We start from the raw sequence: 17,883 nt of genomic DNA, 5'->3' as shown, positions 1-17,883 counted from the left end.
CTCCTTTTGGTGTTAAACAAACGCGCCCGTTAATGGAATTATCCACTTCTACTATTAGCTGGTATTGCAGAATATCGTCAATATTCTTCTTAAAGAAGAGTTCAATATCACTTCGCTAATTTATCTACCTGGACCTAGCTGACAGTCATAACAAAACCCCAAGTAACAGCTGCTACTCAGGGTTAAATAATACATTTTATTTCTCACCACTTAATTCCACTAATATTTTTGCTTGTGATTTATCGTTTGTCAATGCTTCGAATCCATTTTCAACAATATCATCCAATTGAATTTGGTCTGTAATAATTCCCTGTGGTTTTAATTGTCCTGTTCCCATTAAATCTACAGTTTGTTGGAATGTAGTAGGTGTATATGCGATTGTTGATGTAACTTTTACACCTGTATTTGTAAGCTGTATTGGATTCCATTCAATCTCCCTAGCAAATATAGAAACAATAACCATTGTTCCACGTGCCCTTGTTGCATCAATTGCTTGTTTAAATGTTGGTGCTACTCCGGCAACTTCAAAGGAAACATCTACTCCATCTGGAACAATTTCCTTGATTGCTGTAACAGCATCTTGTTCGCTAGAGTTAACGACATGGGTTGCTCCTAATTCTTTTGCTTTTTCAATTCTAGTTTCCGACAAATCTAAAGCAATAATCTTGCTGGCACCAGCAGCTTTAGCTGCAATAATTGTCACTAAACCAATTGGACCTGCACCAAATACAGCTACCGTATCACCAAACTGCAGTTTCCCTTCTTTTACAGCTTGTACGGCAACCGCAGTTGGTTCTACTAAAGCTCCATCCTGTAGTGTTAAAGATTCTGGAAGTAGATAAACGTTATCTTCTGGTACATTTGCATATTTAGTAAAACCACCGTCACCGTGAAGGCCGATAAAGCTGAAACCATCATAAGGATCAAGGTCTTCCGACTTATTTCCATAAGTGATTGTTGGATTAATTACTACTCTATCGCCAACTTTATATTTTGTCACCTTTGGACCTACTTCTTCAATAACACCCGCAAATTCATGCCCCATGGTTAGCGGAGCGATTTCTCCAGTTAACGGATCCTCTTTTTCATTTGGTACAAACACCGGTCCCTCTTCATACTCATGTAAATCACTGCCACAAATACCTGCCCAAGCTACCCTTACTTTAACATCGGTATCTTTCGTTTGTTTTAGTTCTATTTCCTCTACCCGTAAGTCTTTTTTTCCATACCAGACTGCAGCTTTCATTGGATATTACCTCCTGCTTAATTAGTAGAAAATAGTTATAAGAATACTATATTGAAGGAATAATCAATATTAATTCCTATGATTTTATTATACTATTGATTTTTCCAACTTTCTATTAAATAGACTTTAATTTCTAACCAAATACACATATCTCATTAACAGTTTTGCGATTGTTTATTTTAATTCGGTTGCATGGTTTATTCTCGGGTCTTTGTTCATATAATTTTACCATTCCTCGATATTTACCTTTTTACTTATCCAGTTTATTCAGTGAACTTTTATTTAACCGTACAAATATTCATAAGAAGAATTCCCCCTCATCTGAATCTCTTTTTATTTTCATCGTATATGGATTATTTTATTCAATAAAATGACCCTTATATATGATGCTCACGCTAATCCTTATTCAAGAATGGCGCCCGTTTGTTTAAGTATATTTGTTCACAAACTTAAAGGTTTTAAGACCTGCCTCTTTTCTTTCTCTCAGTTATTTTTTAGAGTATAAGTTTAAATGCCTTTACAAATAATACCCCTATAACAAATTAGGGGGTTAATAAAATGGCAGAAGCACCCACAAGTAATAATGCTATGAGCACAAGTAATAATGGAATGAGTACATCTAATAAGATAAACCTTTCAGGTCTTGGTATTGGAGCAATTGTACTAACCACTGTTTATACGGCGGTTTTGGCTTCGCAGTTAATGGCTACCAAGCATAAAGTCAATTACCTTTATTACAAAGAATTAACACAAAATAAATAGCGAATTATAGACGGTGCTTTTTTCACCGTCTTTTATTTAAATAAAACAGAATCTGAACTAACCTGCCCGTTACTTTAAGTACATTTCTTCACAATCACCATTTATCCTAACATAAAAAATCCATTTGCTTTACGAGCGTTGCTAAACAAACTGGCTCCGTTTGTTGCACTATCCCAATCCATCTTATCAATGTAATTGTATCAAACCTAATTTCAAAACCACAGTTTCTTTTTCTCTAAATTATTTGTCTGCTACTTGTATGTTACGTGTATGCTACGTGTGAATTTCCCCCTGTTTTTAAAGCACCGCATATACAGTAAAATCCCCCAACCATAGGTGGTTGAGGGATTTGCAAGTGTTGATTTATTAACGTTTTGAGAACTGTGGTGAGCGACGGGCTTTCTTGAAGCCGTATTTGTAACGCTCTTTCATACGTGGGTCACGTGTAAGGAGACCTGCCCTCTTAAGTGGACCGCGGTTTTCCGGGTCTGCTTCTAGAAGTGCTCTGGCGATACCGTGACGGATTGCCTGTGCTTGTCCTGTGAAGCCGCCACCTTTAACGTTTACCAATACATCGTAGTTACCTTGTGTTTCAGTAACCGCGAATGGCTGGTTCAAGTCCAAGATGAGACTTTCGAACGGGAGATAATCCCTCATGTCACGACCGTTAACTGTGACATTGCCTTCACCTGGTACGAGACGTACACGCGCTACTGCATTTTTACGACGACCTGTTCCTGTATATTCTACTTTAGCCAATGAATTAACCTCCTATCCTTAACCGCGAAGTTCGTAGTTTTCTGGTTTTTGTGCTTCATGCTTGTGCTCGCTTCCAGCGTATACATGAAGTTTCTTGCCTTGTGCACGTCCAAGTCTGTTCTTAGGCAGCATACCTTTGATGGAATTTTCCAAAAGGCGTACCGGGTTCTTTTCCCTAAGTTCTCCTGCAGAGATGGATCTGATTCCACCTGGGTGACCTGTGTGTCTGTAGTACATTTTATCCTGGGCTTTATTACCCGTCATTTCGATTTTTTCTGCATTGATGATGATGACGTTGTCACCTGTATCAACGTGTGGTGTATATGTGGCTTTGTTCTTGCCGCGTAGTATTGCTGCCACTTCAGAAGAGAGACGGCCGAGCGTCTGTCCTTCTGCATCGACAACATACCATTTACGTTCAATGTTAGCTTCATTAGCCATGAATGTTTGACGCATTTCCAGTCCTCCTAAATATATCAGTAGTGCGCGTTATTTGCTCTTAAAATTTTAAAAAAGCTTCGTTTGCTTTATATCTGCATGCACAATAAGTTTCCGGGGCTTATCGTGGGTGATATAAAATTATACCGTTGTCTATGATAACCCTAATAGCTCATTTTGTCAATGTATCACCGGGGTATTTTTAAATTTTCCAATGCTTCATTACGTGTTTTTTCATCTAAAAATACCCTTTCCAGATACAATCCTTCTGCTGGAGCAGTCTTCGGCACCAGCGTGCGGTCTTTTGCCGCAATTATGGCTGGAGTTTTTTCAGCTTCCCATCTCCCCTGGCCGACTTCAAGCACATAGGCGACAAGGATGCGAACCATGTTATAGAGGAATCCGGAGCCGATTATAAGAAAATCGTAGCCATTATCGGTCTTTATCAATTCAAAACCGTAGATATGTCTGACTTTGTTTTCTATGGGTGACTTGGCGCTTGAGAAGCTTGTGAAATCATGTGTACCGACGAAATGCGACATCGCTTGTCTCATCTTACTTTCCGACACCGCATAAGGATAATACGTCTTCAATCCTTTTTCGAAAGGGTCACGTACTGCACCCTGGTAGATGCGGTAGCGATAAATCTTGCCGTGTGAGTGGTATCTTACATGATAAGCGGAATTGATCCCTTGCACTTCGTGAATCGCAATATCATCAGGCATGGCGCTATTCAATGCATGCTGCCACTTTGTTTCAGGGATTTTCAGATCTGAGTCGAAGTGGAAGAACTGTTCTCGTGCATGTACACCGCTATCTGTACGGCCGGCTGCATGAATCCTGACAGGCTTTTTATGCATGCGTCCAAGAATCTTCTCCACTTCTCCTTGTACCGTACGTCCTTCCAACTGGTATTGGAAACCATTGAACTGTGAGCCATTATAACTGATTTTTACCAAATATCGCATTCTTTACTCCTTACTGTCTGACCAGCCATAGTACGATGCCGAACAGAACGATGCATATGAGTGCTGCTGTGTCTTTGAACTGCCAATCGAGGATACGGTAGTGGGTGCGTCCTTCTTCCCCCTGGTACCCCCTTACTTCCATCGCTATGGCCATCTCTTCTGCACGTTTGAAGGCAGAGATGAACAAGGGTATGAAAATCGGGAGCAGAGCTTCTAGTCTTGACCTCAGCCCGCCTGTCATAAATGTAGACCCCCGGGCACTCTGGGCTTTGATTATCTTCTCCGTTTCATCCATTAGTGTCGGAATGAATCGGAGGCTGATTGACATCATCAATGCAATTTCATGTACAGGCACCCTAATCTTTTTTAAGGGCTTGCACAACCGCTCTATAGCATCTGTAAGCTCCAAAGGACGTGTGGTGAGGGTCAGTATCGTCGTGATCAGCACAAGAAGTGCTAGACGGATGGTGATATATATACCTCTGATGACGCCTTCTGACTCTACTGTAAAGAAGCCGCCATCTATCAGTACCACACCGCCTTTAGTCAGGAAAAGGTGCATCGAGAAGGTAAATAGAAGTATCAGGAATATGAGTTTCAATCCGTTGAAGAGAAAGCGGAAAGAAAGCCCGGCAAGTTTGGTTGTGAACGCTACAAAAGTGATTAGCAATGCATAGCCTGTCCAATGGTTGGCGAAGAACACAATGATCATGAACAGTACTACTGCCAATATTTTTGCCCGGGGGTCCATTTTGTGTATCATACTGGAGCCAGGGATATATCTTCCCAGCAGCATTTTACTCAGCATCCGCACTCCTCCGTTCTTTGTAGAGTGCAATGAATTCTTCTATATTACGTGGAATACTTCTGAAAGCACGACCCTTCCTTTCCAGATCTTTCATCAGTCTGACAATATCAGGTGGTTCAAGTGCATTATTCTCAAGCATCCTAGGGTCCATCAGCAGATCCTCTGTGCGTCCCTCGCGGACAAGGTTGCCACCGCTTAACAATTTAACTTGGTCGGTATACTCGAAGACGTCATTCATATCATGTGTGACGAGAATGATGGTAATACCCATATCCCTATGGATCTGCTGAAAAAGGCGCATCGTCTCACTATGGCTCTTTGGATCGAGCCCCGCCGTCGGCTCATCCAGGATAAGGATTTCAGGCTCCATTGCCAGTATACCGGCTATCGCGACCTTCCTCATCTGACCGCCGGAGAGTTCAAAAGGCGACTCCTTAAAAAGTGAATTGTCTACGTTCATCAATTCCAAATAATATTGCGCCTTTGATCTTGCATCTTCTTCGTCCAGCCCCATATTCTTAGGCCCGAACATCACGTCTTTCAAAACAGTCTCTTCAAACAGCTGGTGTTCGGGAAACTGGAAGACCATCCCTACGTGTTTTTTTACTTCATGCACATATTTATATTTCGTTTTTTTCCTTAACGCAAGGTCACCTGCATATACCGTGCCGCTACTCGGCAACAACAGACCGTTTAAAGTTTGGATAAGGGTCGACTTGCCACTCCCGGTATGCCCAACAACTCCATAATATATGCCTTCTTCAAATGTCGTTGTAATATTGTTCAACGCCAAATGTTCAAACGGAGTATTCTGATGGTAGACGACTGTCAAATCTTCTATATGAAGCTTCATAGGCGTGCCACCAACTCTTCATATGACATGAATGAGCCATCCAAAAGAGCATGGGATAACTTCATATTAAAAGGGAGTTCAAGTCGACTTGCCACCAATGTATCAATGTCTCGATATATTTCTTCTACGGTCCCCTCACTGACTACTTTGCCGTCACCCATAACTATGGCATGATCACTGTGCTCGATTTCTGCCAGATCATGAGTGATGAAGATAAGGGTCGTCTGGCGCTCCTCATGGATAGTCCTCAAGATCTTCATCACTTCCCGGCGCCCTTCAGGGTCGATCATCGAAGTTGCTTCATCCAGGATAAGGACATCCGGGGCCATGGCAAGCGCACTTGCTATGGCGACCCGCTGTTTTTGGCCCCCTGATAGACGACTGGGTTCATGGTTCCTGAAATCAAGCATATTGACTGCTTTCAAAGCTGCCTCAGTCCGGGTGATCATTTCTTCACGCGGCACCCCATCATTCTCGAGACCAAAGGCCACATCGTCCTCAACGGTCGCCCCCACAAATTGGTTGTCTGGGTTTTGAAAGACTATGGCAAAACGCTTACGGAGTACCGATGCATTCGTATCGTCAAGCACTGTGCCGTCAACTGTAATGGTCCCCTCATATTCATTTATAATGCCCATGAGGATTTTAACGAGCGTGCTCTTCCCTGAACCGTTGTGCCCTATGACGGATACCCAATCTCCTTGACGAAAGGATATGGAGACATAATCCAATGCCTTATGTTCACTTGTCTTGTAGCCGTAAGCTACATTTTCCAGCCTGATCATATCTCCACCGCCATATTTATGTAATAAAAAAGCGCGTACCCTGCATAGGAGTCGCGCATATCTTGTGTATTGCCTGCAGGGTACGTTGAGCTAGACAATATGATGCAAATCACATTATCGTAACACTCATTCTGCTTTTATAGTTTATGCTTCTTCAGCTTCAACCGCGCCTTGTACGAACTCGATAACTACCAGTTCTGCACCGTCACCACGACGTTCACCAAGTTTCTTGATGCTTGTGTATCCGCCTTGACGGTCTTCAAAACGTGGTGCGATATCTTCAAAAAGTTTTTGAAGCGCATGCTGGCTTGTGCCATCTTCTTTTGCAATCTCTACATTACGCACTGTTTGGCCTGCACGGCGTTTTGCCGCCAAGTCCCCACGTTTACCGAGAGTAACAAGTTTGTCCACGATTCTGCGGAGTTCTTTGGCTCTCTGCTCAGTAGTAGTGATGCGCTCGTTGACGATAAGAGATGTCGCCAAGTCACGAAGCATTGCTTTTCTCTGGTCAGACGTACGTCCTAATTTTCTGTAGCCCATTGAAATTTACCTCCTTTATCAGTCTTTTATCAGTCTTCGTCGCGGAGCCCTAAACCGAGATCCTCGAGTTTGAACTTGACTTCTTCAAGAGACTTTCGTCCCAAGTTTCTTACTTTCATCATATCAGCTTCACTCTTGTCGGTCAGTTCTTGGACAGAGTTGATGCCTGCACGTTTCAAACAGTTGTAGGAACGTACTGACAGATCCAGTTCTTCAATTGACATTTCCAGAACTTTCTCTTTCTGATCTTCTTCTTTTTCAATCATGATTTCTGCATTCTGAGCTTCATCAGTAAGTCCGACGAAGATGTTCAGATGTTCCGTCATGATTTTAGCTGCAAGGGACACAGCCTCCTGAGGTGTTATTGATCCATCAGTCCAGATATCGAGAGTCAGTTTGTCGAAGTTCGTCATTTGGCCTACGCGTGTATTTTCAACAGTGTAGTTGACACGTTCGACAGGTGTATAGATTGAGTCGATAGGGATGACGCCGATGGACATTTCGCTCTTGTTATTGACTTCAGCAAGAGTATAGCCTCTTCCACGATTCGCTATCATGCGGATCTTCAACTGGCCTCCGTTTGAGACTGTCGCGATTTTCATATCGCGGTTCAAAATCTCAACGTCACTATCATGTGTGATGTCACCTGCTGTAACAATGCCTTCACCACTAAAATCAATCTCAAGTGTTTTTTCTTCATCAGAATAGATTTTAAGTGCAAGCTTCTTGATGTTTGTGACGATGGTTGTAACATCTTCTACGACGTTATCTACAGTCGAGAATTCATGCAGCACATTTTCGATTTCTATCGTTTTGACTGCCGCACCAGGTAATGAAGATAACAGAATGCGACGTAAGGAGTTTCCAAGTGTTGTCCCATAGCCTCTTTCCAGAGGTTCGACAACAAACTTACCAAACTTAGAATCATCCGACATTTCAACTGTTTCAATTCTAGGTTTTTCGATTTCTATCATTTGTCTACTTATCCTCCCTTTAAACGTCGAAAATATTATGCAGCCACGTATATTACATTACACTCGGATTTTTCCTGTGACCAGTAATTATACACGGCGACGTTTAGGTGGACGGCAGCCATTGTGTGGTACAGGAGTGACATCTCTGATTGCTGTGATTTCAAGCCCTGCTGATTGCAGTGCACGGATTGCAGATTCACGGCCTGCACCAGGACCTTTTACTGTAACTTCAACAGTTTTGAGGCCATGCTCCATAGCAGCTTTAGAAGCTGTTTCAGAAGCCATTTGTGCAGCAAATGGTGTAGATTTCTTGGATCCTTTGAAGCCAAGTGCACCAGCTGAAGACCATGACAGTGCGTTACCGAAATCATCAGTAATCGTCACAATCGTATTGTTGAATGTTGAACGGATATGCGCTACGCCTGATTCAATATTCTTTTTCACTCTACGTTTACGTGTTTGTTGTCTACGAGCCATTTTTTCTCCTCCTTTTCCCTAATTATTTCTTCTTGTTAGCTACTGTTTTAACTGGACCTTTACGTGTACGGGCATTGTTTTTTGTATGCTGTCCGCGCACTGGCAGTCCGCGACGGTGTCTGATTCCCCTGTATGAGGCAATTTCCATCAAACGTTTTATGTTGAGGCTTTGCTCACGGCGAAGGTCACCTTCAATTTTGTACGTGTCGATGACTTCACGGACTTTATTCAGTTCGTCATCAGTCAAATCCCTTACACGCGTGTCTTCGGACACACCTGCTTTACCAAGGATTTCCTGCGCTGTTGATTTACCGATACCGTAAATATAAGTGAGTGAGATTACGATGCGTTTTTCACGCGGTACGTCTACTCCTGCAATACGAGCCATATGTTACACCTCCGTTATTATATATTAGCCTTGCTTCTGTTTATGCTTAGGGTTCTCACAGATTACCATAACTTTGCCATTTCTGCGAATGACTTTGCATTTCTCACAGATAGGTTTGACTGATGGTCTTACTTTCATGTGTTTTACCTCCTTAGAATGTGGAGTCCATTATTTAAAACGATAAGTGATCCTGCCACGTGTCAAGTCGTACGGTGACATTTCTACTGTTACTTTATCGCCAGGAAGGATACGTATATAGTTCATGCGGATTTTGCCGGAAACATGTGCGAGAATCTCATGCCCATTTTCCAGTTCCACTTTGAACATGGCGTTCGGCAGTGTATCCAACACTGTTCCTTCCAGTTCGATAACATCTTGTTTACTCATTGCAAATTCCCCCTTTACAGCTTCCTAAACTCTTTTAGAAATTCACTTCAGGTGAAGATTGATCTACACTTAACGCCAAAATATGAACTAGGATATTTTCCGTTATCATACAAGTAATATTCACCCAAAGCGTCTGTAGAGGTGAATATCCCTATATACTCTGCAGAATCTCATCGACATCATCAAAGACTTCATCGATATCTTGTGATCCATCCACTTTAACAAGAACACCTTGATTTTCATAGAAATCAAGCATCGGTGTTGTTTGGTTGATGTTCACTTCCAGACGATTCGCAACTGTTTCAGGATTATCGTCTTCTCTCTGATACAACTTACCACCGTCAAGATCGCATACGCCTTCTTGCTTAGGTGGATTGAACACCAGGTGATAAGTCGTGCCGCAAATCTCGCAGATGCGGCGCCCAGTCAAACGATTCATCAATTCTTCTTCGGTCACTTCCACAAAAATCGTCCTATCGATCTTTGTTCCAAGCTCCTCCATGATGCTGTTCAACGCTTCAGCCTGTTCAACGGTACGGGGGAAGCCATCCAGTAGGAAACCTTCCTTCGCATCGCTTTGGGCCAGACGTTCTTTTACAATGCCTATTGTAACTTCATCAGGCACCAGTTCACCCGCATCCATAAATGACTTTGCTTTTTTACCGAGTTCTGTTCCATTTTTGATAGCAAGACGGAACATATCCCCAGTCGAGATGTGAGGGATCGGGTATTTTTTTATAATTTTGGAAGCCTGAGTGCCTTTTCCGGCACCAGGTAATCCCATCAAAATGATATTCATACGATTTCCTCCTACCTGCGCTTTCTGAAGCCACGATATTCTCTTTGGTTCGCCTGTGCTTCCAGTTGCTTCATAGTCTCAAGTGCCACACCAATCACGATCAGCAAGCTCGTTCCGCCAATCTGGATTGCCTGAGGCAGGTCCATGAATTTGGTGATGAGCAGTGGAAGGATCGAAATTCCTGCAAGGAAGAGAGAACCTACGAATACGAGCCTGTAAAGAACCGAAGTGATGTACTCCTGAGTGTTTTTACCTGGGCGTATACCTGGGACATAGCTCCCTTGCTTCTTGAGATTATCGGCCATTTTTTCAGGGTTGACCTGAACGAATGAATAGAAGTAAGTGAATGCGATAATCAGTGCGACATAGAATATCATGCCTATCCAATCAGTGGGATCGGCGAGTCTTGCCACAGTCTGTGCCCAACCTGCATCAGGGAAGAACAGTGTCAAAGTCTGTGGCATCATGAAGAACGCCATAGCAAAGATAACTGGTATAACCCCTGCAGGGTTGACTTTGAGCGGCAGGAACGTTGATTGCGGCCCAAGTTGGGTCGAAGTCCTCTGACGCTTGGCATATTGTACTGGGATTTTACGCACAGCCTGCAGTATAAAGACTGCGAATGCTGTAATAAGAACCAACAGTATGAACAGACCGACCATCTGTAGTACAGCCACTGTGGTGTCATCTGCACCTACAAACTTCTGTTGGTACAGCTGTATGATTGAACTTGGCAGTATTCCGAGAATACCTGCAAATATGATGATTGAGATGCCATTGCCGACCCCATGGGTCGTAATCTGTTCCCCTAACCACATGAGGAACGCAGTTCCCGTAGTAAGGACGAGCGCAATCAGAAGATACGATGCAACGTTGTTGTTATCAAGAAGCATACCTTCAAACATCCGATTAAAGGCAAAGGACATTCCCAGTGATTGAATGAACGCAAGTATTATTGTGAAATAACGAGTAAACTGACTCAGTTTACGTCTTCCTACTTCACCTTGACTGGCCCACTCGGCAAATTTTGGGACTACATCCATCTGTAGAAGCTGGACGACGATCGATGCCGTAATATAAGGCATGATCCCCATTGCCAAGATCGAGAAGTTCATAAGCGCGCCCCCACCGAAGGTGTTCATTAGATCAAGCACGCCCTGTTGTCCTGCTCCGGCATCAAATACACTCGGATCCACACCTGGAACCGGTATATAAGTGCCGATTTTGAAGATTACGAGCATTGCCAAAGTAAAGAGGATCTTACTTCGGATTTCTTTAATCCTAAAGAAATTGGAGATCGTGCTGATCATTAGATCACCTCGTAGCTTCCGCCCTGTTCCTCTATTGCTTTAGCAGCTGAACCAGAAAACTTATGAGCTTTAATTGTTAACTTTTTCTCAAGAGTGCCATTGCCAAGCACTTTGATACCAGATTTAGCATCCTTAACAATACCATTTTCTTTCAGCATTTCAGGTGTTACTTCAGTACCATCATCAAAGCGATTCAAGTCGCTCAAATTAAGCACTGCATATTCCTTACGGTTGATATTCGTAAATCCACGTTTAGGTATACGACGGAAAAGTGGTAGCTGTCCACCTTCAAACGTCGGATTCACTCCACCGCCTGAACGGGAGTTCTGACCATCATGACCACGTCCAGCTGTTTGTCCATTACCTGAAGACATACCGCGACCGACGCGATGACGACTTTTGCGTGCGCCTTCAACCGGCTTCATTTCATGTAGTTTCATCTCCGCACCTCCTATATAATATAATTATTTCTCTTCAACTGAGACCAAATGATTAACCTTTGCGACTTGGCCCCTGAGTTGAGGTGTATCTTCCAACTCGACGGAATGATGCAGCTTTTTAAGTCCTAGTGAAGCAACTGTCTGCCTTTGTGTTTCAGTCTTTCCGATCAAGCTTTTTTTGAGGGTGATTTTAATTTTTGCCATGTCTGTAAATCCCTCCTTAATTTTGTAACTCTTCTACAGATTTACCACGCAATTTAGCAACTTCTTCTGCACTCTTAAGTTCAGAAAGCCCAGTCATAGTCGCGCGGACGACGTTAATTGGAGTATTCGCACCAAGCGATTTACTTAGTATATCAGTTACACCTGCAAGTTCCAATACGGCACGAACCGGACCACCGGCGATAACTCCTGTACCTGGCGCAGCTGGCTTCATCAATACATTACCTGAACTGAACCTGCCGATCACTTCATGAGGCAACGTACCATCTACGAGTGGTACTTCGATGAGATCTTTCTTCGCTGCTTCGATCGCTTTTTTGATAGCTTCAGGCACCTCTTGTGCTTTGCCTGTACCAAAGCCAACACGTCCCTTTTTGTCCCCTACAACAACAAGTGCAGAGAAACGGAAACGACGTCCACCTTTTACGACTTTAGCGATACGGTTGATTGTAACAACACGTTCTTCGAACTCTTGTACTTTTTCTTCTCTACGAGCCATAAGTGTGATTCCCTCCTTCGATTAGAATTGTAGACCATTTTCGCGGGCTGCTTCTGCTAGTGCTTGCACACGTCCGTGATACAGATAGCCTCCACGGTCAAATACTACGCTTTTAATATCTTTGTCTTTAGCACGGTTCGCAATCAATGCGCCCACTTCTGCTGCGGCATCCTTGTTGGATCCAACTTCACCTTTGAAATCTGGATCTTGTGTGGAAGCACTTGCAAGAGTAGTCTGCTGATTGTCGTCAATCAACTGAGCATAGATATGCTTGTTTGAGCGGTAGACGTTCAGACGCGGTCTTTCCGCAGTGCCGGAAAGTCTGCTACGCACGCGTTCGTGTCTTTTTTGACGGACTTTATTTTTATCGATCCTTGCGATCATTAATGTTCACTCCCCACTTAATTATTTACCAGTTTTTCCTTCTTTTTGACGAACCAGTTCGCCTTTATAACGGATACCTTTGCCTTTATACGGCTCCGGTGGACGTACAGCACGGATTTTAGAAGCAAGTGCCCCAACAGATTCTTTGTTGATGCCTTCAACTTTAACATTCGTGTTGCCTTCCACTATAATGGTAAGGTCCTCAGAAGGTTCGAATTCAACCGGGTGAGAAAGCCCAACACTCAGTACGAGTTTGCTACCTTGCATCTGCGCACGGTAACCAACACCTACAAGTTCGAGTTCCTTAGCAAATCCTTGCGATACGCCAACAATCATATTGTTGATAAGCGCACGCGTTGTACCATGATTCGTACGGTTTTCTTTAGAATCATTTGGTCTGACGACCTGAAGTGTATTATCTTCAAGTTCATAAGTCATTTTTTCATTGAAAGTATTGACAAGTTCCCCTTTAGGGCCCTTTACACTGACTGTATTGTCATTGATTTCGACTGTTACGTCGCTAGGAATTTCAATAATACGTTTACCTACACGGCTCATTTCTTTGCACCTCCTGTTAATTCATTACCAAACGTATGCGAGTACTTCCCCGCCGATATTTCTTTTGCGTGCTTCTTTATCAGTAAGTACGCCTTCTGAAGTAGAGATAAGCGCGATTCCAAGTCCATTAAGAACTTTCGGAAGCTCTTCTCTTCTTGCATATACTCTGAGTCCTGGTTTGGAAATACGTTTCAAACCAGTGATGACTTTTTCATTTTTGCTGCCGTACTTGAGGAATACACGGATGACGCCTTGTTTGTCATCTTCAATGTATTCAACATTTTTAACAAAACCTTCTGTTTTCAGAATCTCTGCAATTTCCTTTTTGATGTTGGATGCAGGGATTTCTAGTGAATCGTGTCTCACCATGTTCGCATTTCTGATGCGAGTTAGCATGTCTGCAATTGGATCTGAGAGTGTCATTACTAGTTGCCTCCTTTCAATTTATAACGCTTACCAACTTGCTTTTTTAACGCCAGGGATCTGACCTTTGTAAGCAAGTTCACGGAAACATATACGGCAGAGCTTGAACTTGCGGTAGACTGAGTGTGGACGTCCGCAACGCTCGCAGCGTGTATATTCGCGTACTTTAAATTTCTGTTCTTTTTTCTGTTTAGCTATCATTGATTTTTTAGCCACAATTTTGCCTCCTTATAGCTTACTTTTGAAATGGCATTCCGAACTGAGTGAGCAGCTCACGGGCTTCTTCGTCTGTGTTCGCTGTCGTAACAACAACAATATCCATACCTCTTACTTTGGAGACTTTGTCATAGTCGATTTCAGGGAAGATCAACTGTTCTTTTATACCGAGCGTATAGTTGCCACGGCCATCGAATGCTTTCTTGGAAATACCTCTGAAGTCCCTGACACGTGGTAGAGATACTGAAATCAGCTTGTCCAGGAAGTCGTACATCCTTTCGCCACGGAGAGTGACTTTGGCACCGATAGGCATACCTTCACGAAGCCTAAATGTTGCGATGGATTTTTTAGCTTTTGTAATTACTGGCTTCTGTCCTGTAATCGCCGTCAATTCTTCTACTGCCGTATCGAGTACTTTAGCGTTTTGAACAGCATCACCAACTCCCATGTTGACTACGATCTTTTCAATTCTCGGAGCTTGCATAACAGATGTGTAGTTGAATTTATTCACTAGTTCGTTTTTGATTTGATCATTGTATCTTTCTTTAAGGCGTATCATTAATATGGACCTCCTTCCACTACTTAGTTATTTTTTTCGTATGCTACTTTAGGGATTTCTTTACCTGATTTGATTGCTACTCTGACTTTAGAACCGTCCTCTTTTACTTCTTGACGGACACGAGTGCGTTCTCCTGATTCAGGGTCAACGTGCATGACGTTGGAAACATGGATGGCCGCCTCAGTTTCAAGGATGCCGCCTTCAGGGTTCATTTGGGAAGGCTTCTGATGTTTCTTCATCATATTGACACCTTCGACGATTACACGGTTTTTTGCAGGGATCGCTTTTAGGACCGTGCCTTCTTTACCTTTATCTTTACCGCTGATTACAACGACTTTATCTCCAGATCTTACGTGCATGGGGATCGCACCTCCTTAATTTAAATGTAGATTAAAGTACTTCTGGTGCCAGTGAGATTATCTTCATGAAGTTGCCTTCACGCAGTTCACGAGCAACGGGACCGAAGATACGCGTACCTCTTGGACCTTTATCATCACGGATGATTACGCATGCGTTCTCATCAAATTTGATATAGGAACCATCTTCACGACGTACACCGGATTTGGTTCTAACGATTACAGCCCTTACTACTTCACCTTTTTTAACAACGCCACCAGGTGTTGCATTTTTTACAGTTGCAACGATGACATCGCCAATGTTTGCTGTCTTACGGCCTGTTCCACCTAAGACTTTGATAGTCAGCACTTCACGTGCGCCTGAGTTATCTGCCACTTTCAAGCGGGATTCCTGTTGGATCATGCGAATAGACCTCCTTTATCTTCGATTGTTTAGACGATAACTGCTTCTTCTACGATTTCCACTAGACGGAAACGCTTAGTCGCAGACAATGGGCGAGTTTCTTCGATTCTTACGATATCGCCAGTCTTAGCAGTATTATTTTCATCATGAGCTTTATGTTTTTTGGAATATTTGACACGTTTACCAATGATCGGGTGTCTTTTCTGAGTTTCTACGACTACAGTGATGGTCTTATCCATTTTGTCGGATACGACGCGGCCCTGGTAAACTTTACGTTCTGTTTTACTTTCCACTATGTGAGCCTCCCTCTATTATTATTGGTTCGCTTTAGCTTCGCTGAGCTCTCTCTCGCGGATAGTTGTTTTCATTCTTGCGATAGCTTTTCTAACCTCTTTGATACGAGCAGTGTTCTCTAGCTGACCAGTAGCTAGTTGAAAGCGTAGGTTGAAGAGTTCTTCCTTAAGGTCTTTGACGTTATTTTCAATTTCTGAAGTTGTCAGTTCGCGGATTTCATTAGCTTTCATTCGTATCACCACCTAATTCTTCACGTTTAACGATTTTAGTCTTTACAGGAAGTTTGTGGCTTGCAAGGCGAAGTGCTTCTCTCGCTACTTCTTCTGGCACACCTGAAACTTCAAACATTACACGGCCAGGTTTAACGACTGCCATCCATCCTTCGACAGCACCTTTACCTGAACCCATACGTACTTCCAATGGCTTCTTTGTATATGGTGTATGCGGGAAAATATTGATCCATACTTTACCGCCACGTTTCATATAGCGTGTCATGGCGATACGGGAAGCTTCAATCTGTCTGGAAGTTACCCATGCTGTTGTTGTTGCCTGTAGGCCATATTCACCAAAACTTACTTCTGTTCCGCCTTTAGCACGTCCTTTTGTGTCCGGACGATGTTGACGACGGTATTTCACTTTTTTAGGTAATAGCATTGTTATTTTCCTCCCTTACTTTTTGTCATTCTTGACAGGAAGAACTTCTCCACGGTAGATCCATACTTTAACACCGAGTTTACCGTATGTTGTATCAGCCTCTTCATGTGCATAATCTATATCTGCACGGAGAGTGTGAAGTGGAACTGTTCCTTCGCTGTAGCCTTCCGAACGTGCAATATCAGCGCCACCAAGACGCCCTGAAACTTGCGTTTTAATACCTTTAGCTCCAGCTCTTATCGCTCTTTGAAGCACTTGTTTTTGTGCTCTACGGAAAGATACACGGTTTTCAAGCTGACGTGCGATGTTTTCTGCAACAAGTTTTGCATCCATATCAATTTTCTTGATTTCTACAACATTGATGTGGATTTTCTTGCCTGTGAGGTTTGTCAACGCTGTACGGAGCTTATCTATTTCACTACCGCCTTTACCGATGACCATACCTGGCTTGCCGGTATGCAGTGCGATGTTCACACGGTTAGCCGCTCGTTCGATTTCCACTTTGGAAATGGCTGCGTCTTTAAGGTTTTTTTCGATATATTCACGAATTTTAAGATCTTCATGCAAAAGGTCTGCGAAATCTTTCTCTGCGTACCACTTCGCTTCCCAATCACGGATGACTCCTGTACGAAGTCCAATAGGATTTATCTTCTGACCCAAATTAATTCCCTCCTTGTGGTTTTATGCGTTTTCTTCTGTTTCAGCTTCTTCAGTCGTTTCCTGTACTGCTTCTTCTGCAACTTCTGAAACAACTATAGTGATGTGGCTCGTGTGCTTGTTGATTTTAGTCGCACGGCCTTGTGCACGTGGACGGAATCGTTTCAATGTCGGCCCCTCATCGGCATAAGCTTCTGAGATGAACAGATTTTCGACGTCCATGTCATAGTTGTGCTCAGCATTGGCTACAGCTGAATGAACCAGTTTTTCAACTACCGGCGATGTTCTTTTGTTTGTGAGTTTAAGAATTGCGATGGCTTCTCCAACTTCCTTGCCGCGAATCAGGTCTAGGACCATTCTCGCCTTACGAGGAGCAATTCTTATAGTTTTAGCAACTGCTTTCGCTTGCATCTTTCGTTCCTCCTTTATTCCGTCTTATCACTTTTATCTTCTTGTTTTCTTATCGTCAGTTCCATGGCCTTTGAAAGTTCTTGTTGGAGCGAATTCTCCAAGTTTGTGACCGACCATATCCTCTGTGACATAAACCGGTACATGCTTACGGCCGTCGTATACAGCAATAGTATGTCCGATGAAGTTAGGGAATACCGTGGAACGGCGTGACCAAGTTTTAATTACGCTTTTTTTGTTGCTTTCGTTGAGTGTTTCCACCTTTTTCATGAGGTGATCATCAACAAAAGGTCCTTTTTTAAGACTACGTGCCATT

General features: G+C 43.0%; 32 protein-coding genes. 1 reads left to right on the top strand and 31 read right to left on the bottom strand.

Features of this window, described 5'->3' with window-relative positions:
- Positions 1 to 196: 196 nt before the first annotated feature.
- Positions 197 to 1,246, bottom strand: coding sequence for a 2,3-butanediol dehydrogenase (locus ACZ43I_RS01105; protein ID WP_076572473.1), 1,050 nt, complete (start codon positions 1,244 to 1,246; stop codon positions 197 to 199).
- 558 nt (positions 1,247 to 1,804) lie between these two features.
- Here ACZ43I_RS01105 and ACZ43I_RS01100 point away from each other — a divergent pair.
- Positions 1,805 to 2,008 (top strand): hypothetical protein, encoded by a 204-nt coding sequence (locus ACZ43I_RS01100; protein ID WP_085520978.1) that lies wholly within the window; start codon positions 1,805 to 1,807, stop codon positions 2,006 to 2,008.
- A gap of 366 nt (positions 2,009 to 2,374) precedes the next feature.
- On the opposite strand, the gene rpsI is transcribed toward ACZ43I_RS01100, so the two are convergent.
- The 30 genes from rpsI to rpsS all read right to left on the bottom strand — a co-directional run bounded on the left by rpsI (position 2,375) and on the right by rpsS (position 17,882).
- Complete coding sequence (gene rpsI / locus ACZ43I_RS01095; RefSeq protein ID WP_344701532.1) at positions 2,375 to 2,767, bottom strand: 30S ribosomal protein S9; 393 nt, start codon at positions 2,765 to 2,767, stop codon at positions 2,375 to 2,377.
- Positions 2,768 to 2,785: 18 nt separating this feature from the next.
- The gene (rplM, locus tag ACZ43I_RS01090; RefSeq protein ID WP_344701534.1) at positions 2,786 to 3,223 is read right to left on the bottom strand and encodes a 50S ribosomal protein L13; all 438 of its coding nucleotides are present in this window, start codon (positions 3,221 to 3,223) and stop codon (positions 2,786 to 2,788) included.
- Positions 3,224 to 3,393: 170 nt separating this feature from the next.
- Positions 3,394 to 4,173: a tRNA pseudouridine(38-40) synthase TruA gene (gene truA, locus ACZ43I_RS01085; RefSeq protein WP_344701536.1), complete on the bottom strand. Its 780-nt coding sequence runs from the start codon at positions 4,171 to 4,173 to the stop codon at positions 3,394 to 3,396.
- A gap of 10 nt (positions 4,174 to 4,183) precedes the next feature.
- The gene (locus ACZ43I_RS01080) at positions 4,184 to 4,981 is read right to left on the bottom strand and encodes an energy-coupling factor transporter transmembrane component T family protein (protein ID WP_344701538.1); all 798 of its coding nucleotides are present in this window, start codon (positions 4,979 to 4,981) and stop codon (positions 4,184 to 4,186) included.
- Positions 4,971 to 5,834, bottom strand: a complete 864-nt coding sequence (locus ACZ43I_RS01075; RefSeq protein WP_344701540.1) for an energy-coupling factor transporter ATPase — start codon at positions 5,832 to 5,834, stop codon at positions 4,971 to 4,973. Before ACZ43I_RS01075 ends, ACZ43I_RS01080 begins: the two co-directional genes overlap by 11 nt.
- Positions 5,831 to 6,619, bottom strand: a complete 789-nt coding sequence (locus ACZ43I_RS01070) for an energy-coupling factor transporter ATPase (protein ID WP_344701542.1) — start codon at positions 6,617 to 6,619, stop codon at positions 5,831 to 5,833. The genes ACZ43I_RS01075 and ACZ43I_RS01070 overlap by 4 nt, the downstream gene beginning before the upstream one ends.
- A gap of 144 nt (positions 6,620 to 6,763) precedes the next feature.
- Positions 6,764 to 7,159 carry a 50S ribosomal protein L17 gene (gene rplQ, locus ACZ43I_RS01065; protein ID WP_344701545.1) on the bottom strand — a complete coding sequence of 132 codons (396 nt, stop codon included), beginning with the start codon at positions 7,157 to 7,159 and terminating at the stop codon, positions 6,764 to 6,766.
- Between the two features lie 29 nt (positions 7,160 to 7,188).
- Positions 7,189 to 8,133, bottom strand: a complete 945-nt coding sequence (locus ACZ43I_RS01060; protein WP_344701547.1) for a DNA-directed RNA polymerase subunit alpha — start codon at positions 8,131 to 8,133, stop codon at positions 7,189 to 7,191.
- A gap of 87 nt (positions 8,134 to 8,220) precedes the next feature.
- Positions 8,221 to 8,610, bottom strand: a complete 390-nt coding sequence (gene rpsK, locus ACZ43I_RS01055) for a 30S ribosomal protein S11 (RefSeq protein ID WP_344701549.1) — start codon at positions 8,608 to 8,610, stop codon at positions 8,221 to 8,223.
- Positions 8,611 to 8,632: 22 nt separating this feature from the next.
- Complete coding sequence (gene rpsM / locus ACZ43I_RS01050; protein ID WP_344701551.1) at positions 8,633 to 8,998, bottom strand: 30S ribosomal protein S13; 366 nt, start codon at positions 8,996 to 8,998, stop codon at positions 8,633 to 8,635.
- 24 nt (positions 8,999 to 9,022) lie between these two features.
- Positions 9,023 to 9,136, bottom strand: a complete 114-nt coding sequence (gene rpmJ / locus ACZ43I_RS01045; protein ID WP_017473641.1) for a 50S ribosomal protein L36 — start codon at positions 9,134 to 9,136, stop codon at positions 9,023 to 9,025.
- Between the two features lie 30 nt (positions 9,137 to 9,166).
- On the bottom strand, positions 9,167 to 9,385 hold the full coding sequence (gene infA / locus ACZ43I_RS01040; RefSeq protein WP_017547668.1) for a translation initiation factor IF-1: 219 nt from the start codon (positions 9,383 to 9,385) through the stop codon (positions 9,167 to 9,169).
- A gap of 151 nt (positions 9,386 to 9,536) precedes the next feature.
- Complete coding sequence (locus tag ACZ43I_RS01035; protein WP_344701554.1) at positions 9,537 to 10,184, bottom strand: adenylate kinase; 648 nt, start codon at positions 10,182 to 10,184, stop codon at positions 9,537 to 9,539.
- An 11-nt stretch (positions 10,185 to 10,195) separates the two neighbouring features.
- A complete protein-coding gene (gene secY / locus ACZ43I_RS01030) occupies positions 10,196 to 11,494 on the bottom strand; it encodes a preprotein translocase subunit SecY (protein WP_344701556.1) in 1,299 nt (432 codons plus the stop codon).
- A complete protein-coding gene (gene rplO, locus ACZ43I_RS01025; protein WP_344701558.1) occupies positions 11,494 to 11,934 on the bottom strand; it encodes a 50S ribosomal protein L15 in 441 nt (146 codons plus the stop codon). Before rplO ends, secY begins: the two co-directional genes overlap by 1 nt.
- Before the next feature lie 24 nt (positions 11,935 to 11,958).
- The gene (rpmD, locus tag ACZ43I_RS01020; RefSeq protein ID WP_344701560.1) at positions 11,959 to 12,138 is read right to left on the bottom strand and encodes a 50S ribosomal protein L30; all 180 of its coding nucleotides are present in this window, start codon (positions 12,136 to 12,138) and stop codon (positions 11,959 to 11,961) included.
- A 16-nt stretch (positions 12,139 to 12,154) separates the two neighbouring features.
- Positions 12,155 to 12,655 carry a 30S ribosomal protein S5 gene (gene rpsE, locus ACZ43I_RS01015; RefSeq protein WP_344701562.1) on the bottom strand — a complete coding sequence of 167 codons (501 nt, stop codon included), beginning with the start codon at positions 12,653 to 12,655 and terminating at the stop codon, positions 12,155 to 12,157.
- 21 nt (positions 12,656 to 12,676) lie between these two features.
- Positions 12,677 to 13,039, bottom strand: coding sequence for a 50S ribosomal protein L18 (gene rplR / locus ACZ43I_RS01010; protein WP_344701564.1), 363 nt, complete (start codon positions 13,037 to 13,039; stop codon positions 12,677 to 12,679).
- Between the two features lie 21 nt (positions 13,040 to 13,060).
- A complete protein-coding gene (rplF, locus tag ACZ43I_RS01005; RefSeq protein ID WP_344701565.1) occupies positions 13,061 to 13,597 on the bottom strand; it encodes a 50S ribosomal protein L6 in 537 nt (178 codons plus the stop codon).
- A gap of 24 nt (positions 13,598 to 13,621) precedes the next feature.
- Positions 13,622 to 14,020, bottom strand: a complete 399-nt coding sequence (gene rpsH, locus ACZ43I_RS01000) for a 30S ribosomal protein S8 (RefSeq protein ID WP_344701567.1) — start codon at positions 14,018 to 14,020, stop codon at positions 13,622 to 13,624.
- Between the two features lie 30 nt (positions 14,021 to 14,050).
- Complete coding sequence (locus tag ACZ43I_RS00995; RefSeq protein WP_344701569.1) at positions 14,051 to 14,236, bottom strand: type Z 30S ribosomal protein S14; 186 nt, start codon at positions 14,234 to 14,236, stop codon at positions 14,051 to 14,053.
- 19 nt (positions 14,237 to 14,255) lie between these two features.
- Positions 14,256 to 14,795, bottom strand: a complete 540-nt coding sequence (rplE, locus tag ACZ43I_RS00990) for a 50S ribosomal protein L5 (protein ID WP_344701571.1) — start codon at positions 14,793 to 14,795, stop codon at positions 14,256 to 14,258.
- 23 nt (positions 14,796 to 14,818) lie between these two features.
- Positions 14,819 to 15,154 (bottom strand): 50S ribosomal protein L24, encoded by a 336-nt coding sequence (gene rplX, locus ACZ43I_RS00985; protein WP_344701573.1) that lies wholly within the window; start codon positions 15,152 to 15,154, stop codon positions 14,819 to 14,821.
- A gap of 31 nt (positions 15,155 to 15,185) precedes the next feature.
- Positions 15,186 to 15,554 carry a 50S ribosomal protein L14 gene (rplN, locus tag ACZ43I_RS00980; protein WP_344701575.1) on the bottom strand — a complete coding sequence of 123 codons (369 nt, stop codon included), beginning with the start codon at positions 15,552 to 15,554 and terminating at the stop codon, positions 15,186 to 15,188.
- Positions 15,555 to 15,583: 29 nt separating this feature from the next.
- Positions 15,584 to 15,847 carry a 30S ribosomal protein S17 gene (gene rpsQ, locus ACZ43I_RS00975; RefSeq protein WP_344701577.1) on the bottom strand — a complete coding sequence of 88 codons (264 nt, stop codon included), beginning with the start codon at positions 15,845 to 15,847 and terminating at the stop codon, positions 15,584 to 15,586.
- A gap of 21 nt (positions 15,848 to 15,868) precedes the next feature.
- A complete protein-coding gene (gene rpmC, locus ACZ43I_RS00970; RefSeq protein WP_344701579.1) occupies positions 15,869 to 16,078 on the bottom strand; it encodes a 50S ribosomal protein L29 in 210 nt (69 codons plus the stop codon).
- Entirely contained in the window at positions 16,068 to 16,502 is a 435-nt protein-coding gene (rplP, locus tag ACZ43I_RS00965; protein WP_344701581.1) for a 50S ribosomal protein L16, read from the bottom strand. Before rplP ends, rpmC begins: the two co-directional genes overlap by 11 nt.
- Positions 16,503 to 16,517: 15 nt before the next feature.
- Positions 16,518 to 17,162 (bottom strand): 30S ribosomal protein S3, encoded by a 645-nt coding sequence (rpsC, locus tag ACZ43I_RS00960; protein ID WP_344701583.1) that lies wholly within the window; start codon positions 17,160 to 17,162, stop codon positions 16,518 to 16,520.
- 21 nt (positions 17,163 to 17,183) lie between these two features.
- On the bottom strand, positions 17,184 to 17,570 hold the full coding sequence (rplV, locus tag ACZ43I_RS00955) for a 50S ribosomal protein L22 (RefSeq protein WP_344701585.1): 387 nt from the start codon (positions 17,568 to 17,570) through the stop codon (positions 17,184 to 17,186).
- 33 nt (positions 17,571 to 17,603) lie between these two features.
- Positions 17,604 to 17,882, bottom strand: coding sequence for a 30S ribosomal protein S19 (rpsS, locus tag ACZ43I_RS00950; protein ID WP_344701587.1), 279 nt, complete (start codon positions 17,880 to 17,882; stop codon positions 17,604 to 17,606).
- Position 17,883 lies beyond the last annotated feature (1 nt).

The organism is Salinicoccus jeotgali (assembly GCF_055379195.1).
The sequence above is the reverse complement of the archived record's forward strand: the minus strand, read 5'-3'. Positions and strand labels throughout refer to the sequence as shown.

Excerpts from the sequence above, each read along its gene's own strand:
- ACZ43I_RS01100 (WP_085520978.1), top strand. The coding sequence starts at position 1,805 with ATGGCAGAAGCACCCACAAGTAATAATGCTATGAGCACAAGTAATAAT.
- rplR (WP_344701564.1), bottom strand. The coding sequence starts at position 13,039 with ATGATCGCAAGGATCGATAAAAATAAAGTCCGTCAAAAAAGACACGAA.
- ACZ43I_RS01075 (WP_344701540.1), bottom strand. The coding sequence starts at position 5,834 with ATGAAGCTTCATATAGAAGATTTGACAGTCGTCTACCATCAGAATACT.
- rpsS (WP_344701587.1), bottom strand. The coding sequence starts at position 17,882 with ATGGCACGTAGTCTTAAAAAAGGACCTTTTGTTGATGATCACCTCATG.
- ACZ43I_RS01105 (WP_076572473.1), bottom strand. The coding sequence starts at position 1,246 with ATGAAAGCTGCAGTCTGGTATGGAAAAAAAGACTTACGGGTAGAGGAA.
- rpsE (WP_344701562.1), bottom strand. The coding sequence starts at position 12,655 with ATGGCTCGTAGAGAAGAAAAAGTACAAGAGTTCGAAGAACGTGTTGTT.
- rplN (WP_344701575.1), bottom strand. The coding sequence starts at position 15,554 with ATGATCCAACAGGAATCCCGCTTGAAAGTGGCAGATAACTCAGGCGCA.
- rpsH (WP_344701567.1), bottom strand. The coding sequence starts at position 14,020 with ATGACACTCTCAGATCCAATTGCAGACATGCTAACTCGCATCAGAAAT.
- secY (WP_344701556.1), bottom strand. The coding sequence starts at position 11,494 with ATGATCAGCACGATCTCCAATTTCTTTAGGATTAAAGAAATCCGAAGT.
- rpmJ (WP_017473641.1), bottom strand. The coding sequence starts at position 9,136 with ATGAAAGTAAGACCATCAGTCAAACCTATCTGTGAGAAATGCAAAGTC.
- ACZ43I_RS01070 (WP_344701542.1), bottom strand. The coding sequence starts at position 6,619 with ATGATCAGGCTGGAAAATGTAGCTTACGGCTACAAGACAAGTGAACAT.
- rplV (WP_344701585.1), bottom strand. The coding sequence starts at position 17,570 with ATGCAAGCGAAAGCAGTTGCTAAAACTATAAGAATTGCTCCTCGTAAG.
- rplX (WP_344701573.1), bottom strand. The coding sequence starts at position 15,154 with ATGCACGTAAGATCTGGAGATAAAGTCGTTGTAATCAGCGGTAAAGAT.
- rplQ (WP_344701545.1), bottom strand. The coding sequence starts at position 7,159 with ATGGGCTACAGAAAATTAGGACGTACGTCTGACCAGAGAAAAGCAATG.
- rplF (WP_344701565.1), bottom strand. The coding sequence starts at position 13,597 with ATGAGCCGTGTAGGTAAACGTATTATTGAAATTCCTAGCGACGTAACA.
- ACZ43I_RS01080 (WP_344701538.1), bottom strand. The coding sequence starts at position 4,981 with ATGCTGAGTAAAATGCTGCTGGGAAGATATATCCCTGGCTCCAGTATG.
- rpmC (WP_344701579.1), bottom strand. The coding sequence starts at position 16,078 with ATGAAAGCTAATGAAATCCGCGAACTGACAACTTCAGAAATTGAAAAT.
- rplE (WP_344701571.1), bottom strand. The coding sequence starts at position 14,795 with ATGATACGCCTTAAAGAAAGATACAATGATCAAATCAAAAACGAACTA.
- truA (WP_344701536.1), bottom strand. The coding sequence starts at position 4,173 with ATGCGATATTTGGTAAAAATCAGTTATAATGGCTCACAGTTCAATGGT.
- rpsK (WP_344701549.1), bottom strand. The coding sequence starts at position 8,610 with ATGGCTCGTAGACAACAAACACGTAAACGTAGAGTGAAAAAGAATATT.
- rplP (WP_344701581.1), bottom strand. The coding sequence starts at position 16,502 with ATGCTATTACCTAAAAAAGTGAAATACCGTCGTCAACATCGTCCGGAC.
- ACZ43I_RS01035 (WP_344701554.1), bottom strand. The coding sequence starts at position 10,184 with ATGAATATCATTTTGATGGGATTACCTGGTGCCGGAAAAGGCACTCAG.
- rpmD (WP_344701560.1), bottom strand. The coding sequence starts at position 12,138 with ATGGCAAAAATTAAAATCACCCTCAAAAAAAGCTTGATCGGAAAGACT.
- rplO (WP_344701558.1), bottom strand. The coding sequence starts at position 11,934 with ATGAAACTACATGAAATGAAGCCGGTTGAAGGCGCACGCAAAAGTCGT.
- ACZ43I_RS01060 (WP_344701547.1), bottom strand. The coding sequence starts at position 8,133 with ATGATAGAAATCGAAAAACCTAGAATTGAAACAGTTGAAATGTCGGAT.
- rplM (WP_344701534.1), bottom strand. The coding sequence starts at position 3,223 with ATGCGTCAAACATTCATGGCTAATGAAGCTAACATTGAACGTAAATGG.
- infA (WP_017547668.1), bottom strand. The coding sequence starts at position 9,385 with ATGAGTAAACAAGATGTTATCGAACTGGAAGGAACAGTGTTGGATACA.
- rpsM (WP_344701551.1), bottom strand. The coding sequence starts at position 8,998 with ATGGCTCGTATTGCAGGAGTAGACGTACCGCGTGAAAAACGCATCGTA.